Source organism: Sphingomonas sp. Leaf38, from assembly GCF_001421825.1.
In the GTDB taxonomy this organism is placed as follows: domain Bacteria; phylum Pseudomonadota; class Alphaproteobacteria; order Sphingomonadales; family Sphingomonadaceae; genus Sphingomonas.
This window is the reverse complement of the sequence record NZ_LMLD01000011.1, coordinates 1,007,962-1,024,737: the sequence shown is the minus strand read 5'-3', so window position 1 is coordinate 1,024,737 and position 16,776 is coordinate 1,007,962. Positions and strand designations below refer to the sequence as shown.

Below are 16,776 nucleotides of genomic sequence, written 5' to 3'. Positions count from 1 at the left end.
CCCCCCCCCATCGCCCAGCTCAGTCCCTCGGCAAAGACGAACGTGATCGCATCCGCCAGCCCGCCGTCACGGTAGCGCTGCAACTGGAGCCCCTGCCCGCGAGTCATCTCGACCAGCTCGGCGAGCGGGAAGACCAGCATCTTGCGGTTGTCGCCGATCGCCGCGACGTAATCGTCGCTCGGCCCGATCGGGCGTACGATCTTCAGCTGTGCGCCCGGCCGCGGTGTCATCACGGTCTTGCCCTTGCGCGTCTCGGCGATCACCTCGGCGCTGCTCACCGAGAAGCCACGCCCGTCGGTCGCCACCACCAGCAGTTTGGGATGTCGGCTTGCCGGCAGCAGCGCGACGATGCCGATGCTCCCGTCGAGGTCGATCATCGCGCGCACCGGCTCGCCAAAGCCGCGCCCGCCCGGCAGCTTGTCCGCCGCCAGCGTGTAGAACCGCCCATTCTCCGCCGCGAGCAGCAGCTTGTCGGTCGTCTGCGCATGAAACGCGAACGCGGGGCCATCGCCCTCCTTGAACTTCAACGCCTCCGGGCTCGCCAGGTCGTTGTGGCCCTTCATCGCCCGGATCCAGCCGCGCTGCGACAGGATGACGGTGATCGGCTCGCGCTCGATCATCGCTTCCAGCGGGATGTCGCGCGTCGGTGCGGCTTCCTCGATCGTCGTCCGGCGCTTGCCGAGCACCGTCTCCAGCCCATAGCGATCGCGGATCTTGGCCATGTCGCGCTTCATCCGCGCGCGCTGTTTCTTCGGGTCGGCCAGCAGCGCGGCGAGCGTCGCCTGCTCCTTGTCGAGCTTGTCGCGCTCGGTCTTGATCTCGAACTCTTCGAGCCGCCGCAAACTGCGCAACCGCATGTTGAGGATCGCCTCGGCCTGACGATCGGTCAACGCGAACTCGGCGATCATCACCTTCTTGGGCTCGTCCTCGGTACGGATGATCTCGATCACGCGGTCGAGATTCAAATACGCGATCAGATAGCCGTCGAGCAGTTCGACGCGGTCGGCGATCTTGGCGAGCCGATGCTCGGTCCGCCGGCGCAGCACAACGAACTGGTGATCGACCCACGCGGCGAGCGCCTGCCGCAAGGACATCACGCGCGGCGTGCGGTCCTTGTCGAGCACGTTGAGGTTGAGGCTCACGCGCGTTTCGAGGTCGGTCAGCCGGAACAGCCCGTCCATCAGGATCTGCGGATCGACCGTGCGGCTGCGCGGCTCGAGCACGATGCGGATTTCGGTATCCGATTCATCGCGCACATCGGCGAGGATCGGCAGCCGCTTGGCGTTGATCAGCTCGGCGATCTGCTCGATCAGCTTGCCCTTCTGCACGCCGTACGGGATCTCGGTGACGATCAGCTGCCAGCCGCCGCCCTTCTCGCGCTCGGTCTCCCAGCGCGCCCGCACGCGGAAGCCGCCGCGCCCGGTCGCATAGGATTCACGGATCACCGCGGGCGGATCGACGACCAGCCCGCCGGTCGGGAAATCGGGGCCCTTCACGTGGGCCAGGATAGCGGCATCGTCGGCGTCGGGCGTGTCGATCAGCACGATCGCCGCCTCGAGCAGTTCGGCGGCGTTGTGCGGCGGGATGCTCGTCGCCATCCCCACCGCGATCCCGCTAGCGCCGTTCGCGAGCAGGTTGGGGAACAGCCCCGGGAACAGCTCGGGCTCGTGATCCTCGCCATTATAGGTCGGGCGATACGCGACCGCATCCTCGTCGAGCCCGTCCATCAGATCGATCGCGACCTGCGTCAGCCGCGCCTCGGTATACCGATAGGCGGCCGCGTTATCACCGTCGATATTGCCGAAATTGCCCTGCCCGTCGACCAGCGGATACCGCATCGCGAACGACTGCGCCAAGCGCACCATCGCGTCATAGACCGACTGGTCGCCATGCGGATGATATTTGCCGATCACGTCGCCGACGACGCGCGCGCACTTCTTGTACCCCTGTGCCGGATCGAGTTTCAGCAGCCGCATCGCCCATAAAAGGCGGCGATGCACGGGCTTCATCCCGTCGCGCACGTCGGGCAAGGATCGCGCAGTGATCGTCGACAACGCATAGACCAGATACCGCTCGGAGAGCGCGCTATCGAAGGGGGCGTCGACGATGCTGTCGAAGGGATCTTTGAAGTCGCTGCTGGCCATTGCACACACCGATAGCAGTCACACGCGGAACGATCAAAGCATCCCGCGCGCCGGCGTCACCTTTTGTTCTCTTTTCGTTGTCCGCTCATGCCCGGCGACCGCGGCGGCAAGCAACGCCCGGTGCTGCCGGCCGGTTTCGCGCCAGTCGTAGCGCTCGCCATAGGTCCGCGTCGCGCTCCGGTCGGGCAGGTCAGCGAGCAATCGCGCGATCCCGTCGGCGATCGCCGCATCCGAGCGATCCGCGGTCAGCACGCCAGCCTCGGGCACGCGCACCACCTCGGGCGATCCCCATACCGGCGTCGCCACCAGCGGCGTTCCGCAGGCGAGCGATTCGAGCAGCACGTTGGCGATGCCCTCACGGTCCGAGCAGCTGGCGGTCAGATCCGCCGCGCCGTACAGATCGGGCAGTCGGTGCTGATCCACATGACCGAGAAAATCGACCCGCCCCGCCACGCCGAGCGTCGCGGCGAGCGCGCGCAACGCACCCTCGCGGGGGCCGTCGCCAGCGATCATCAACCGGACGTCGGGCAACGTCGCGATCGCGCGGATCGCAAAGTCATGCCCCTTGCGGTCGATCAGATGCCCGACCGACAGCACCGTCGGTGCGGTGATCCCCATCCGTCGCCGCAACGCCGCACGGTCCGCAGGCGGCGAGAACAGGACGAGGTCGACGCCGTGTTCGACCACGCAGACCTTCTCGCTCGATGCTCCGATCGCAACCAGTTCGTCGCGCAGTGCCGCCGCCACCGCGGTCGTCGCACTCGCGCGGTCGATCGCCGCCAGGATCATGGCGCGCTCGGCGCGATATTGCGGGATCAGGCTGACATCGGTGCCGAGCGCACTCATCACGAACGGCCGATCGAACCACCGCGCGAGCAGCCCCGCCGCGACGCCGTCTGGATAAAGATAATAGGAATCGATCACGTCGAAATCGAAGCTGCGCCGGATCCGCGCCACGTGACGGTACAGCGCCGCCGCCATCAGCCAGGGCGCCGCGGCCATCCCGATCTTCGGCACTACTGGATAGCGTGGATGTGTGATCGCCACACCGCGCCGAACGGCGTCGTGCGGCACGCGAGCGAACTCTGCATAGCGCCCGAAACCGGGGTTGGCGCTCGGAAACCACGGTACCGGCGCCACAACGCGGACCTCGTCCTCGGGCTGGACGACGTGACCGACGCGGTGCTCGATGAAAATCCCGTGCCGGCGCTGCACGTCATTCGGGTACAGGCTCGACAGCACCAATATCTTCATCGCGCACCTTCGTACCACGGTCGACGCGGCACACCTCTCATCGCTATCGCTCTACGCCTGTTTTTCCATCGCGATCGGCAAAATTTGCGCACCGCCGTCTCTTGACGGGACAGGCGGCGCGTTGGTCGATAGCATGGCACGATGCGCTTATTCCTCGCCGCCGCCCTGCTGCTACCTCTGGCTATCGTGCCGACGCCAGCCCTCGCCGATCTGCTCAAATGGCCCGATCTCACTAGCCGGGCCAAACCGACCGCGGACGCGACGATCGCATACGGACCCGACCAGATGCAGAAGGTCGACGTCTGGCTGCCTAAGGGGAAGGGTCCGTTCCCGGTGGTCGTCATGGTCCATGGCGGGTGCTGGACCACCGGCATCGCCGACCGCAGCCTGATGAACTGGATCGCCAACGATCTGCGCCAGAGCGGAGTCGCGGTCTGGAACATCGACTATCGCGGCGTCGATCGCACCGGCGGCGGCTATCCCGGCACGTTCGCGGATGCCGCACAGGCGACCGACGCGCTGGCGAAGCAGGCGCGCCGGTTCAAGCTCGACACCGCCCGGATCACCGCGATCGGGCATTCGGCGGGCGGCCACCTCGCGCTCTGGCTCGCCGCCCGCCCGAAGCTGCCCTCGACCAGCCCGCTCTACGCCGCGCATCCGCTCAGGATCGATCATGCCATCAGTCTGGGCGGTCTGCCCGATCTGGAAGCCACCGCAGCCAGTCCCGGAAATGGCTGCGGGGTCGAGGTGGTCGCCAAACTGGTCGGCCCGCCCGGCCCGCGACATCCCGACGTCTATACCGACACGTCCGTCCCCCGCCTCCTCCCGCTCGGCGTGCGTCAGGACCTGATCAACGGCCGCGAAGACCGGATCATCCCCTTCGTCATGGCCACCGACTATGTCGCCAAGGCGGTCGCGGCGGGCGACACCGCCACGCTCCACGTCATCCCCGCCACCGGCCATGTCGAGCTGATCGCCCCCGAAACCGCCGCCTGGGCGGCCGCAAAACGCCTGATCCTCGCAGACTTCGGGAAGACCCAGTGACTCGGAAGAATACAGTGACCCTGGAAGACGCCCGCGCGCTCGACGCGACCGACCCGCTCGCCGCCCGCCGCGACGACTTCGCGCTCCCCGAGGGCGTGATCTATCTCGACGGAAACTCGCTCGGCGCGCTGCCCAAGGCGACGCCCGCCGCGCTTGCCGACGTCGCGAGCCGCCAATGGGGCGACCGTCTCATCCGCAGCTGGAACGAGGGGTGGATCGACGCCCCCCAGCGGATCGGCGCCAAGATCGCGCCGCTGATCGGCGCCGCCGCCGACTCGGTCATCATCGGCGACACGACCTCGACGCATCTCTTCAAGGCGCTGGTCGCCGCGCTGCGCAGCAACCCGGCGCGCCACACGGTCGTCAGCGAAGCCGGCAATTTCCCGACCGACCTCCACATCGCCGAAGGCGCGGTCGGCTGCGTTCCGGGTGCGCGGCTGAAGGTGGTCGCGCGCGAAGACCTGGCCGCCGCACTCGACGACGACACCGCGGTCCTGCTGCTGACGCACGTCCATTACAAGACGAGCGACCGTTTCGACATCGCCGCATGGACCGCGCGCGCGCATGCCGCCGGCGCGCTCATGCTCTGGGATCTCAGCCACAGCGTCGGCGCGGTGCCGATCGACCTGACCGCCGCCAACGCCGACATGGCGGTTGGCTGCACCTACAAATATCTCAACGGCGGGCCCGGCGCGCCGGCGTTCCTCTACGTCGCGAAACGCTGGCAGGACTCGCTCGCCAGCCCGCTGTCCGGCTGGATGGGCCACGCCGCGCCGTTCGCGTTCGAGGATGCCTATCGCCCCGCCCCCGGGATGAAGCGCTGGCTTGCCGGCACCCCGGCGATGCTCTCGACCGCCGCGCTAGAAACCGCGCTCGATCTCTGGGTCGACATCGACCAGCACGCGGTCGCCACCAAGAGCGCGAGACTCTTCGACATCCTCGCCGCCGCCGGCGATGCGCTGGGCCTCGACTGCGTCAGCCCCCGCGACCCCGCCAGGCGCGGCAGCCATATCAGCTTCCGCCATCCGCAGTCCTATGCGCTGACCCAGGCGCTGATCGCCCGCGGGGTGATCGGCGACTTCCGCGACCCCGACATCCTCCGCCTCGGCCTAACGCCGCTGTATCTCAGCCATGAGGACGTCTGGCGCGCGGGCGACATCCTGCGCGAGACGATGGAGAGCGAGGCATGGCGCGATCCCGCCTTCGCCGAACGCCTCGCGGTGACGTGAGCGGCGACCGGGTCGGGCCGCCGATCGCCGTCGCAAGTCGGTAGCGCACCTGCCCAAGCGCTTGTATCGGTGCGCGATGACGCATCCATTCTACGCGATCCATAGTCATGGGCTGATCCGGGTCGCCGCCGCCACGCCGCGCGCTTCGGTGGGGGATACCGGCGCCAATGCCGACGCGACGATCGCGCTGGCCCGCGAGGCGGATGCGCGCGGCGTCGACCTGGTCGTGTTCCCCGAACTGAACCTGACCTCCTACGCGATCGACGACCTGCATCTGCAGACCGCGCAGCAGCGCGCGACGCTGGCCGCGATCGCGACGGTCGTCGCGGCGAGCTCGACGCTGCGGCCGGTGCTGCTCGTGGGCGCAGCGCTGGTGCGCAACGGACGGTTGTACAACTGCGCGCTGGCGATCGCGCGGGGCACCATCCTCGGCGTGGTCCCCAAAACGTTCCTCCCCAACTACCGCGAATTCTACGAAAAGCGCTGGTTCGCGAGCGGCGCGGGTCTGACCGGGCTGACGATCGCGCTTGGCGGCGAGGACGTGCCCTTCGGTACCGACCTGATCTTCGCCGCGCGCGACCTGCCCGGTTTCGTGTTCCATGCCGAAATCTGTGAGGATTACTGGGCCCCCACCCCGCCCTCGACCGCGGGTGCGCTCGCGGGGGCACTGATCTGCTGCAACCTGTCCGCCTCGAACATCGTCATCGGCAAGGCGCGCGAGCGGGCGATGCTGGCAGCGGCGCAGTCGGCGCGCGCGGTGTGCGCCTATGTCTATTCGGCCGCGGGGCCGGGCGAGAGCACGACCGAAGTCGCGTGGGACGGCCAGGGCCTGATCCACGAACTCGGCGACCAGATCGCGGAATCGAAGCGGTTCGCGACCGAACCCGAACTCGTCGTCGCCGATGTCGATTGCGAACGGATCACGCAGGAACGCCTGCGGTTCGGCACGTTCAACGATGCCGCCACGTTCGCCGGCACGCCGGAGACGCGCTTCCGGCGGATCGCGTTCGATCACACGCCGGTGCTGGCGGACGGCGGCCTGGAGCGCGCCATCCGCCGCTTCCCGTTTGTGCCCAACGATCCGGCACGCCGCGACGATGATTGCTACGAAGCGTTCAACATCCAGGTAGAGGCGCTGTCGAAGCGGCTCGTCGCCGCGCATGCCGAGACGATCGTGATCGGCGTCTCCGGCGGCCTCGACTCGACGCATGCGCTGATCGTCGCGGCCAAGGCGATGGATCGGCTCGGCCGCCCGCGCAGCGCGATCCTCGGTTTCACCATGCCGGGCTTCGCGACCGGCGAAGGCACCAAGGCGAATGCCTGGGCGCTGATGCGCGCGCTCGGCATCAGCGCGGAGGAGATCGACATCCGCCCCGCCGCGCGGCGCATGCTGGAGGATATCGGCCACCCGTTCAGCGACGGCGACCCCGTTTACGACATCACCTTCGAGAATGTGCAGGCGGGCCTGCGCACCGACTATCTCTTCCGCCTCGCCAACCAGCGGCGCGGGATCGTGCTCGGCACGGGCGACCTCAGCGAGATGGCGCTGGGCTGGTGCACCTACGGCGTCGGTGACCAGATGAGCCATTACGCGGTGAACAGCGGCGTTCCCAAGACGCTGATCCAGTTCCTGATCCGCTGGTGCATCCGCACCGACCAGTATGACGCGGCGACCGACGCGATCCTGGCGACGATCCTGGCGCAGGAAATCTCCCCCGAGCTCGTGCCCGCGGGCGCCGACGGCGCGCTACAGAGCACCGAGTCGATGATCGGCCCCTATGCGCTGAACGATTTCTTCGCGCATTATGTGATCCGCCACGGCCTTGCCCCGTCGAAGATCGCGTTCCTCGCCTGGCATGCGTGGCGCGATACAGGCCTGGGCGCGTGGCCGCAGGACCTGCCCACCGATGCGCGCATCGCCTATGACCTGCCGACGATCCGCCACTGGCTGGAGAAGTTCCTCGTCCGGTTCTTTGCGACCAGCCAGTTCAAGCGCTCGGCAATGCCCAACGGACCGAAGGTTTCTGCGGGGGGCGCGCTGTCGCCGCGTGGCGACTGGCGGGCACCGTCGGATGGTATCGCGACGGCCTGGATCGAAGAATTGCGGTCAAGCGTTCCCTAGGGTTCGTCGCGCGACCTTGCATAAATTGCGGGCGCGGCGCATTGTGAACATCCTATGACAGTGGCTCCACCGGATGGATCGCGCGATCGCCGGATCGAGATCCCATCTAACCTTTGGCTGATTCACCCGGCAGGCCGTGCGCTTTTGCCGCTTGCTTTGGCGCGTGGAATTTCCGCCAACGCGGTTTCAGTCGGGGGTCTGTGCCTTGGTGGCCTCGCCGCGCTTGCCTATGCGCAGTGGCATAGCTGGGCGCTCGCGCTGGTGGGACTCGTCCTGTCGATGGGCTGGCTGATCGCCGACGGACTCGACGGCATGGTGGCGCGCGCGACCAAGACCGCGAGCCCGCTGGGGCGGATGCTCGACGGGCTGTGCGATCACGGCGTGTTCGCGCTAATCTATATTTCGCTCGCGATCACGATCGATACGCCCGAGGCGTGGATGCTCGCCATCGCCGCCGGTTGTGCGCACGCGGTACAGTCGAACATGTACGAAGGCGAGCGATCGCGCTTCCATCGCCGGCTCAAGGGCATCGCGCTCGATGCGCCGCCGGTGCCGACCGGCAATGCGCTCGTCCGCTTCTATGACGGCGTCGCCAGCAGCATCGACCGCATCGCCATGCCGTTCGAGCGCACGCTCGGCCAAGCAAGCGATCCGGTCGCGCTGGGTGCCAGTTACGGGGCACGTGCGGTCGCGCCATTGCGCTTCATGGCCTTGCTTACCGCGAACGTCCGGGTATGGGCGATCTTCGTCGCCTGCTTCGCGGGCAACCCACGCATCTTCTGGTGGTTCGAGATCGTCCCTCTGACGCTCGTCGCCATCGTCGGGCTCGTCTGGCACCGTCGTGTCGAGCGGGCCTTCGTTCGTACTACTACGCCGCCGCGACCAAAGACCGCGTCGCGCATGCATCTTTCGTAAGGAACAGGGTCAGTAATGAATAGCATTCGGATTGCCGTGGTCGGCATCGGCAACTGCGCCAGCTCGCTCGTGCAGGGTCTCGAGCATTATCGCGAGGGGGCTAACGACCAGGTCGGCCTGATGCATTTCGACATGGGCGGCTACAAGCCGAGCGACATCAAGGTCGTCGCGGCGTGGGACGTCGATCGTCGCAAGGTCGGCAAGGACGTCGCCGAGGCGATCTTCGCCAAGCCGAACTGCACCGCCGTGTTCGCGCCGAATGTCGGCAACACCGGTACGATCGTGAAGATGGGCAAGAAGCTGGACGGCGTCGCCGACCACATGGCCGACTTCAAGGACGACCGCACGTTCCTGGTCTCCGATGCGGCCGAACCGACGCGTGAAGAGGTCATCGCCGACCTGAAGGCATCGGGCGCCGACGTGCTCATGAACTACCTGCCGGTCGGTTCGCAGGAAGCGACCGAATTCTACGCCGACTGCGCGATCGAGGCGGGCGTTGCGTTCGTCAACAACATCCCAGTCTTCATCGCCTCGAACCCGGTCTGGGCGAAGAAGTTCGAAGACGCCGGCGTCGCGATCATCGGCGACGACATCAAGGCGCAGCTCGGCGCGACGATCGTCCACCGCGTGCTGACCGACCTGTTCGCCAAGCGCGGCGTAAAGCTGGATCGCACCTACCAGCTCAACACCGGCGGCAACACCGACTTCCTCAACATGTCGAATCATCGCCGTCTCGAGTCGAAGAAGATCTCGAAGACCGAGGCCGTCCAGTCGGTCGCGGCCGAGCGGATGGACGACGACAACGTCCATATCGGTCCCTCGGACTATGTGCCCTGGCAGAACGACAACAAGGTCTGCTTCCTGCGCATGGAAGGCCAGCTGTTCGGCGGCGTGCCGATGAACATCGAGCTGCGTCTCTCGGTCGAGGACAGCCCCAATTCGGCGGGTGTCGCGATCGACATGATCCGCTGCGCCAAGATCGCCAAGGATCGCGGCATCGCCGGTGTCATCGATCCCGCCTCGGCCTATTTCTGCAAGCACCCGCGCACGCAGATGACCGACGATCTCGCGCAGATCGAAGTCGAGCGGTTCATCAAGGCCGCCTGACATGATCGACACGGCTGTCGTCCTCGCCGCCGGGGAAGGCAGCCGCCTTCGCACCTCCGCCCCGTACAAGCCGCTCTGCGCGGTCGCGGGGCGGCCGCTGATCGCGCACGCGCTCGAGGGGCTGGCCGAGGCCGGTTTCGCGCGCGCGATCGTGACGGTCAGTTATGGCCGCGAGGCGATCGAAGCGTATCTCGCCAGCCGGCGCTGGCCGCTGGCGGTCGAGACTGTACTCGCCGACCACCGCGAACCCAATGGCGTGTCGGTCCTGGCCGCGCGCGAGGCGCTGGCCGGCAGCGAAGCGGTGCTGGCAATGTGCGATCACCTCGTCAGCACCGCGCTCTATGCCCGCATGGCGGCTGCGGGAGCCGGTGGCGGCCTGCGGCTCGGCATCGACCGGCGCTTGGGCCACAACTGGGTAGACCCCGAGGACGTCACGTGCGTCGCGACCGACGGCGACCGCATCGTCGCGATCGGCAAGGGCCTCGAACCGCACGACTGCTACGACACCGGCGTCTTCGCGATAGGCCCTGCGCTGTCCGACGCGCTGGCCACGCTCGCCAGCCCCTCGCTGACCGAAGGCGTCCGCCTCCTCGCGGCGCAAGGCCTCGCGCGGATCGTCGATTGCAGCGATATCGACTGGATCGACGTCGACGACGCCCCCGCGCTGGCAAAGGCCGAAGCGTGGATGGCGACGAGGGCCGACGCGGTCGCCGCCTGACCCCGGGCGTCAGAGTTTACTGCATCTGCTCCTCACTGTTCCCCCGCGAAGGCGGGGGCCCAGGATCTCAAGCAATATCGTCAGTAACCCTGGCTCCCTGCCTCCGCGGGAGAACAAGAAGAGGTTACCGCCTCCCTTTCCCGACACCACCGCGGCGCGGTCTTGAACACCACCCTAGCCCCCCTTCCACACCCCCCCGGCGAAGGCCGGGGCCCAATTGGGGGGCGGCGGTAACGATCCGCAGTCCGCCGTTACGAGGACCTTTCCACCTGGGCCCCGGCCTTCGTCGGGGTGGACAGAAGGTTACATTGCGCGCCGCACGGTGAGGATCTTCACCGGCGCGGCGATCATCTGCCCCTTCATCACGCCGACGCCCGCCGTCGCCGACGTCGGCGCACCGAGGATGCGTTTCACCACATCCATCCCCGCGACGACATGCCCGAACGCCGCATAACCCGCCGTGTCGCCGCTCCCCGCCGGAGCCGCGTCCAGCGACAGCACCGGGCCGACGGTGATGAAGAAGTCCGCCGTCGCCGTCCCCGGTGCAAGCCGCGCGAGCGAGATCGTCCCGTCGACATGCGACAGCCCCGTCTTGCTGGTCGGCTCGTGCGCCACCGGCTTCAGGATGCGCTTCGGATCGTTCTGCGGCCCGCCCTGGATCAGCCCGGTCCCCTGCCCAAGGTTCATCGCCCGGTAGAAGGTCACGCCATCGAGCCGCTTCTGATCGACATAGCGCAGGAAATTCGCGGTCGTCAGCGGCGCGCGCGTCTTCTCCAGCGCCAGAGTGATCGGCCCCTCGCTCGTCGTCATCACGATCGACACCGTCTCCGCCGGCACCGCATCGGCAGCGGGCGGCACGCTCGGTGCGACGGGAACGGGAGTTTGCGCCGAAGCGGAAACGGCGAACAGAAGCGCGAGCGACGCGCCTATCAGTGTGGAGGTCATTCCCGAGGCTAGCGCGCCGCGCCCGCGCTGTCAGCCCAGAACGGCAGCCCAGAACCGCAACTCGGAACGATGCGAGATTGCGCGCCGCAAACTATTGCTTGGGTTTGCACGCCCGCGCGCAATGCGTATCCGTCCCGCGATGACCGATCTCGCCATTCTCTACGAGCACCCGCTCTGGTTCGAACCGCTGTTCGCCGCGCTCGATCGCCGCGGCGTCGACTTTTCGCGCGCCACGCCCGACGGCTTCTGGAACCCCGCGGACCAGACCGCGCCCGGCCGCGTGGTGTTCAACCGGATCGCGATGTCGAGCTTCCTGCGCAACGACGAGCATCCGATCTTCGACACGATGGCGATGCTCAATCACTGGCGCCGCACCGGTGCGCGCGTGATCAACGATGCCGAGGTGCTCGCGATCGACGCGTCGAAGGCGCGGCAATTGTCGCTGATCGCGTCGCTCGGCCTCGCGATCCCCGAGACGCGCGTCGTTCACCGCGCCGCCGACGTCGTGGCCGCCGCGCAGACGCTCCGCTTCCCGCTGGTCGTGAAGGCCAATATCGGTGGATCGGGCGCGGGCATCATCCGCTTCGACAGTCTCGAAGACCTGCGCACCGCGGTCGCCGACAGCGGCCTGCCAAGCAGCGTCGACGGCGTGTTGCTGGTGCAGGAATATGTCCCCGTCCGCGACGGCGCGATCACCCGGATCGAGACGCTCGACCGCAAGTTTCTCTACGCGATCGAGGTCGCCGGCGGCGGCGCATTCGATCTCTGTCCCGCGGATGCGTGCGTCGTCCCCGGCTCGGGGATCAAAATGGCCGCGGTCGAACCGTCGCAGACGCTGAAGGATGCCGCCGAGGCGATCGCCCGCGCGGTCGATCTCGATGTCGGCGGGGTCGAGGTGATGATCGACGACCGCGATGGCGTCGCGCGCTTCTACGACATCAACGCGCTGTCGAACTTCGTCGCCAAGCCGTTGGAAACACTCGGCTGGGATCCACACGACCGGCTCGTCGATTACCTGATCGAACAGATCGAGAAGGCTCGCTGATGCGCTATGGTTACTGGACTCCCGTCTTCGGCGGCTGGCTTCGCAACGTCCCCGACGAGGGGATGGAGGCGAGCTGGGCCTATAGCAAGGCGCTGACGCAGAATGCCGAGCGCTGGGGCTATGACCTGACGTTGATCGCCGAGCTGAACCTGAACGACATCAAGGGCGTCGAACAGCCCGCGCTCGATGCATGGTCGACCGCGGCGGCGCTGGCGGCGGTGACCGACAGCATCGAGCTGATGGTCGCGGTTCGCCCGAACTTCCACCACCCCGCGCTGTTCGCCAAGGCGGCGGCCAATATCGACCGGATCTCGGGCGGGCGGCTCGCGCTTAACGTCGTGTCGTCCTGGTGGGCGGACGAGGCAAAGCAATACGGCCTCCAGTTCGACCAGCATGACGATCGCTACGCGCGCACCGCCGAATGGCTGACCGTGGTCGACGGGCTGTGGACGCAGGAGCGGTTCGACTTTGCCGGGCAGTTCTACACCACCGAGCAGGCGATCTGTTCGCCCAAGCCCGTCAAGCGCCCCACCGTCTATGCCGGCGGCGAGAGCGAGAAGGCCAAGGCGATGATCGCCGCGCAGTGCGACGCGTACGTCATGCACGGCGACCCCGCCGCCGCGATCGCACCCAAGATCGCAGACATGGCGGCCCGCCGCGAGGCAGCCGGCGGCGCACCGATGCAATACGGCATGGCTGCCTACGCGATCGTCCGCGACAGCGAGGCCGAGGCGAAGCGCGAGCTCGAGCGCATCACCAGCGTCACCGAACTGCCCGCAGGCTATGGCAATTTCGACCAGTGGCTGTCGGGCACGCAGCTCGAACGCGAACTGAAGATCCAGGAATATTCAGTCTCCAACCGCGGCCTGCGCCCCAATCTGGTCGGCACGCCCGAACAATTGAAGGAGCGTATCGCGGAGTATGAGGCCGCCGGGCTCGACCTGCTCTTGCTCCAGATGAGCCCGCAGGCCGAGGAAATGGAGCGGTTCGCGGTACAGGTGATGGGGTCCGCATGATCCGCCTCACCGATGTCGTGAAAACCTACCCGGCAAGCGATGCGGCAGCGCTCGACGGCGTGTCGCTGGAAATCCCGCCACGCGGCGTGTTCGGGGTGATCGGTCAGTCCGGCGCGGGCAAGTCGACGCTGATCCGGCTGATCAACGCGCTCGAACGGCCGACATCGGGGCGCGTCGAGGTCGATGGCATCGACGTCGCAGGCCTGTCGGCGGCGGACCTGCGCGCCCTGCGCCGCCGGATCGGCATGATCTTCCAGAATTTCGGTCTGCTCTCCTCGCGCACGGTCGCGGCGAACGTCGCGTTCCCGCTGGTGCTCGCCGGCGTCGCCAAAGCGGCGCGCGAGAGCAAGGTCGCGGCCTTGCTCGACCGCGTCGGCCTGTCCGATCACGCTGCCAAATACCCTGCCCAATTGTCCGGCGGCCAGAAGCAGCGCGTCGGGATCGCCCGTGCGCTCGCCACCGATCCCGACATCCTGCTGTGCGACGAGGCGACGAGCGCGCTCGACCCCGAAACCACGCGCTCGGTGCTCGCGTTGCTGCGCGACCTCAACCGCGACCTCGGGCTGACGATCGTCCTGATCACGCACGAAATGGACGTCGTCCGCTACGTCTGCGACCGCGTCGCGGTGCTGGAACGCGGCCAGGTCGTCGAGACCGGCACCGTCACCGACATCTTCGCCAACGCCGCGCATCCGGCGACCAGGCGCATGCTCGCGGCGCTCGCGGCATGACCTTCTTTGCGAACATCGACTGGTCCGACATCGGCCAGGCGTGCCTCGACACGCTCGTCATGCTGGGCGGATCGCTGATCCTCACCATCGCGCTCGGGCTGCCGCTCGGCGTGCTGCTGCTCCTCACCGGCCAGGGCCGGCTGGCGCAGAACCGCGTCGCCAACGCCGTGCTCGGCGTCGTCGTCAACATCCTGCGCTCGGTGCCGTTCATCATCCTGCTGATCGTGATGATCCCGCTGACCGTCATGCTCGTCGGCACCTCGCTCGGCGTCGCGGGCGCGATCCCGCCGCTCGTCGTGGGGGCCGCGCCGTTCTATGCGCGGCTCGTCGAGGGATCGCTGAAGGAGGTCGACCGCACCACGATCGAGGCGGTCCAGGCGATGGGCGCCACCACGCGCCAGATCGTCACCGGCGCGCTGATCCCCGAGGCGCTGCCCGGGCTGATCGCAGGCGCCACCGTCACCGCGGTCGCGCTCGTCTCGTTCACCGCGATGGCGGGCGTGGTCGGTGCCGGCGGGCTCGGTGATCTTGCGATCCGGTTCGGCTATCAGCGGTTCCAGACCGATGTGATGGTCGTCACCGTCGTCCTGCTGGTCGTCCTCGTCCAGATCATCCAATATGCCGGCGACGCGCTCGTCCGCCACTTTACCCGCCGCTAGGAATATTCATGAACCGCCGCACTCTGCTTGCCACGCTCTCGCTGCTCGCGCTCGCCGCGTGCGGTGGCGCAAAGACCAATGACGGAAAGACGCTCACCGTCGCTGCGACCGCGGTGCCGCATGCCGAGATCCTCGAGTCGATCAAGCCCGCGCTCGCCAAGGAAGGCGTCGACCTCCAGATCCGCGTCTTCAACGATTATGTGCAGCCCAACCTCCAGGTCGAGCAGAAGCAGATCGACGTCAGCTATTTCGAGACCAAGCCCTATCTCGACGAGTTCAACGCGTCGCGCGGCACGCATCTGGTGCCCTATGCGGGTGTCCATGTCGAACCGCTCGGCGCCTATTCGCGCAAGTGGAAGACGATCGCGCAGGTGCCGAACGGCGCCACCGTCGCGATCCCGAACGAGCCGAGCAACGGCGGCCGCGCGCTGCTGCTGCTGCAAAAGGCCGGACTGATCTCGCTGAAGAACCCCGCCAACCCGCTATCGAGCGTCAACGACATCGCGACCAACCCGAAGAACCTGAAGTTCAAGGAGCTGGAGGGTGCCACCCTGCCGCGCACGCTCGGCGAGATCGATCTGGCGCTCATCAACACCAACTACGCGCTCGATGCGAAGCTCAACCCGGTGCGCGACGCGCTCGCGATCGAGGACAAAAACAGCCCCTATGTCAATTTCGTCGTCGGCCTGCCCGGCGGCGAGAAGGACCCGCGCGTGATGAAGCTGATCGCGGCGCTGCGCAGTCCGGCGACCAAGGCGTTCATCATGCAGCATTATCAGGGTGCGGTGCTGCCGGCGTTCTGATACCGGCGCGGGCTTCGTTCGTGTAACTCCGAGGCTCCATGACGGTCGTCGCTGCGTATCTCTATCGTCATGGCAAGCGAGTCCGCGCGGTCTCGATCGACGAGAAGGTCGACTGCCCCGCGGACCGGTCCGAGTTCGTCTGGATCGGCATCTGCGACCCGACCGACGACGAGATGCGGACGCTGCAGCAGCAATATAACCTTCACCCGCTCGCGGTGGAGGACGCGATCAAGGCGGACCAGCTGCCCAAGGTCGACGTGTATGGCGACCAGCTGTTCGTCGTCGCACGCACCGCACAGCTCGAGGGCGACAGGATCGCGTACGGCGAGACCGCGATCTTCGTCGGCCACAGCCATATCATCAGCGTCCGCCACGGCTCCGCGCGCTCGCACAAGGCGCTGCGCGAACAGCTCGAGGCCGCACCGACGCTGCTGATCAACGGTGTCGACTATGTCCTCCACGCGATCCTCGATTATGTCGTCGACGGCTATCTGCCGATCATGGAGAGCATCGAGGACGAGGTGCTCGCCATGGAACAACGCACCATTGACGCGTTCCTGGGTCGCGACGAGATCGTCCGGATCTTCGGGCTAAGACGCGAGATGATCCGTTTCCAGCGCATTCTCGGGCCAATGGGCGAGGTCGCAGGGAAGATCGTCCGGCTCGACCTGCCGTGTATCGATACCGAGGCGAAACCCTATTTCAGCGACGTGCTCGATCACGTACGCCGCGTGCAGACGATGGTCGATGGGTTGCGCGAGGTGCTGACATCGGTGTTCGAATTCAGCAACCTGCTCGAACAGCAGAGGACCGGCGCGATCACCCGCCAACTCGCAGCCTGGGCCGCGATCCTCGCCGTCCCGACCGCGATCGCGGGGATCTACGGCATGAACTTCGAGCATATGCCCGAGTTGAAGACGGAATACGGCTATTTCGTCGTGCTGGGTGTCATCGCGGTGGTGTGCTCCGCGCTGTATCTGAAGTTCAAGCAGGCGAAGTGGTTGTAGGGCGGCGTGGTGCCGACCGCTAATCCTCCCCCGCTAG

Annotated in this window: 14 protein-coding genes and 1 pseudogene; 12 read left to right on the top strand and 3 right to left on the bottom strand. The window is 67.0% G+C overall.

Annotated elements, in window-relative coordinates; genetic code table 11:
• Nucleotides 1-2,054 (bottom strand): annotated as a pseudogene (parC, locus tag ASE88_RS12020) (DNA topoisomerase IV subunit A); the annotation flags it as partial.
• Between the two features lie 123 nt (nucleotides 2,055-2,177).
• On the bottom strand, nucleotides 2,178-3,398 hold the full coding sequence (locus ASE88_RS12015; RefSeq protein WP_082463144.1) for a glycosyltransferase: 1,221 nt from the start codon (nucleotides 3,396-3,398) through the stop codon (nucleotides 2,178-2,180).
• 141 nt (nucleotides 3,399-3,539) lie between these two features.
• Here ASE88_RS12015 and ASE88_RS12010 point away from each other — a divergent pair, with 141 nt between their 5' ends.
• The 6 genes from ASE88_RS12010 to ASE88_RS11985 all read left to right on the top strand — a co-directional run bounded on the left by ASE88_RS12010 (nucleotide 3,540) and on the right by ASE88_RS11985 (nucleotide 10,533).
• The gene (locus ASE88_RS12010) at nucleotides 3,540-4,442 is read left to right on the top strand and encodes an alpha/beta hydrolase (protein WP_056478284.1); all 903 of its coding nucleotides are present in this window, start codon (nucleotides 3,540-3,542) and stop codon (nucleotides 4,440-4,442) included.
• A 14-nt stretch (nucleotides 4,443-4,456) separates the two neighbouring features.
• Nucleotides 4,457-5,671 carry a kynureninase gene (gene kynU, locus ASE88_RS12005; protein WP_056478283.1) on the top strand — a complete coding sequence of 405 codons (1,215 nt, stop codon included), beginning with the start codon at nucleotides 4,457-4,459 and terminating at the stop codon, nucleotides 5,669-5,671.
• Nucleotides 5,672-5,747: 76 nt separating this feature from the next.
• On the top strand, nucleotides 5,748-7,793 hold the full coding sequence (locus ASE88_RS12000; RefSeq protein WP_056479449.1) for an NAD(+) synthase: 2,046 nt from the start codon (nucleotides 5,748-5,750) through the stop codon (nucleotides 7,791-7,793).
• Between the two features lie 156 nt (nucleotides 7,794-7,949).
• Nucleotides 7,950-8,708 (top strand): CDP-alcohol phosphatidyltransferase family protein, encoded by a 759-nt coding sequence (locus ASE88_RS11995; protein ID WP_235527922.1) that lies wholly within the window; start codon nucleotides 7,950-7,952, stop codon nucleotides 8,706-8,708.
• 15 nt (nucleotides 8,709-8,723) lie between these two features.
• Nucleotides 8,724-9,815, top strand: coding sequence for an inositol-3-phosphate synthase (locus tag ASE88_RS11990; RefSeq protein ID WP_055872784.1), 1,092 nt, complete (start codon nucleotides 8,724-8,726; stop codon nucleotides 9,813-9,815).
• Nucleotide 9,816: 1 nt separating this feature from the next.
• The gene (locus ASE88_RS11985) at nucleotides 9,817-10,533 is read left to right on the top strand and encodes an NTP transferase domain-containing protein (RefSeq protein WP_056478281.1); all 717 of its coding nucleotides are present in this window, start codon (nucleotides 9,817-9,819) and stop codon (nucleotides 10,531-10,533) included.
• Nucleotides 10,534-10,836: 303 nt separating this feature from the next.
• Here ASE88_RS11985 and ASE88_RS11980 read toward each other — a convergent pair whose 3' ends face one another.
• The gene (locus ASE88_RS11980) at nucleotides 10,837-11,478 is read right to left on the bottom strand and encodes a peptidylprolyl isomerase (protein ID WP_055872787.1); all 642 of its coding nucleotides are present in this window, start codon (nucleotides 11,476-11,478) and stop codon (nucleotides 10,837-10,839) included.
• A gap of 139 nt (nucleotides 11,479-11,617) precedes the next feature.
• Between ASE88_RS11980 and ASE88_RS11975 the strand changes: the two genes are divergently transcribed.
• From ASE88_RS11975 to ASE88_RS11950, 6 genes are read left to right on the top strand one after another with little or no spacing between them, the layout of a single operon-like run.
• Nucleotides 11,618-12,523 carry an ATP-grasp domain-containing protein gene (locus ASE88_RS11975; protein ID WP_056479446.1) on the top strand — a complete coding sequence of 302 codons (906 nt, stop codon included), beginning with the start codon at nucleotides 11,618-11,620 and terminating at the stop codon, nucleotides 12,521-12,523.
• A complete protein-coding gene (locus ASE88_RS11970; protein WP_056478280.1) occupies nucleotides 12,523-13,539 on the top strand; it encodes an LLM class flavin-dependent oxidoreductase in 1,017 nt (338 codons plus the stop codon). The genes ASE88_RS11975 and ASE88_RS11970 overlap by 1 nt, the downstream gene beginning before the upstream one ends.
• Nucleotides 13,536-14,270, top strand: a complete 735-nt coding sequence (locus ASE88_RS11965; protein ID WP_082466521.1) for a methionine ABC transporter ATP-binding protein — start codon at nucleotides 13,536-13,538, stop codon at nucleotides 14,268-14,270. Before ASE88_RS11970 ends, ASE88_RS11965 begins: the two co-directional genes overlap by 4 nt.
• Nucleotides 14,267-14,929, top strand: coding sequence for a methionine ABC transporter permease (locus tag ASE88_RS11960; RefSeq protein WP_056478279.1), 663 nt, complete (start codon nucleotides 14,267-14,269; stop codon nucleotides 14,927-14,929). The genes ASE88_RS11965 and ASE88_RS11960 overlap by 4 nt, the downstream gene beginning before the upstream one ends.
• Nucleotides 14,930-14,937: 8 nt before the next feature.
• Complete coding sequence (locus ASE88_RS11955) at nucleotides 14,938-15,732, top strand: MetQ/NlpA family ABC transporter substrate-binding protein (protein ID WP_056478278.1); 795 nt, start codon at nucleotides 14,938-14,940, stop codon at nucleotides 15,730-15,732.
• A gap of 38 nt (nucleotides 15,733-15,770) precedes the next feature.
• Nucleotides 15,771-16,739, top strand: coding sequence for a magnesium and cobalt transport protein CorA (locus ASE88_RS11950; RefSeq protein ID WP_056478277.1), 969 nt, complete (start codon nucleotides 15,771-15,773; stop codon nucleotides 16,737-16,739).
• Nucleotides 16,740-16,776 lie beyond the last annotated feature (37 nt).

Coding starts and splice junctions, on each gene's coding strand:
- ASE88_RS12015 (WP_082463144.1), bottom strand. CDS start 3,398: ATGAAGATATTGGTGCTGTCGAGCCTGTACCCGAATGACGTGCAGCGC.
- ASE88_RS12010 (WP_056478284.1), top strand. CDS start 3,540: ATGCGCTTATTCCTCGCCGCCGCCCTGCTGCTACCTCTGGCTATCGTG.
- ASE88_RS12000 (WP_056479449.1), top strand. CDS start 5,748: ATGACGCATCCATTCTACGCGATCCATAGTCATGGGCTGATCCGGGTC.
- ASE88_RS11990 (WP_055872784.1), top strand. CDS start 8,724: ATGAATAGCATTCGGATTGCCGTGGTCGGCATCGGCAACTGCGCCAGC.
- ASE88_RS11985 (WP_056478281.1), top strand. CDS start 9,817: ATGATCGACACGGCTGTCGTCCTCGCCGCCGGGGAAGGCAGCCGCCTT.
- ASE88_RS11980 (WP_055872787.1), bottom strand. CDS start 11,478: ATGACCTCCACACTGATAGGCGCGTCGCTCGCGCTTCTGTTCGCCGTT.
- ASE88_RS11975 (WP_056479446.1), top strand. CDS start 11,618: ATGACCGATCTCGCCATTCTCTACGAGCACCCGCTCTGGTTCGAACCG.
- ASE88_RS11970 (WP_056478280.1), top strand. CDS start 12,523: ATGCGCTATGGTTACTGGACTCCCGTCTTCGGCGGCTGGCTTCGCAAC.
- ASE88_RS11965 (WP_082466521.1), top strand. CDS start 13,536: ATGATCCGCCTCACCGATGTCGTGAAAACCTACCCGGCAAGCGATGCG.
- ASE88_RS11960 (WP_056478279.1), top strand. CDS start 14,267: ATGACCTTCTTTGCGAACATCGACTGGTCCGACATCGGCCAGGCGTGC.
- ASE88_RS11955 (WP_056478278.1), top strand. CDS start 14,938: ATGAACCGCCGCACTCTGCTTGCCACGCTCTCGCTGCTCGCGCTCGCC.
- ASE88_RS11950 (WP_056478277.1), top strand. CDS start 15,771: ATGACGGTCGTCGCTGCGTATCTCTATCGTCATGGCAAGCGAGTCCGC.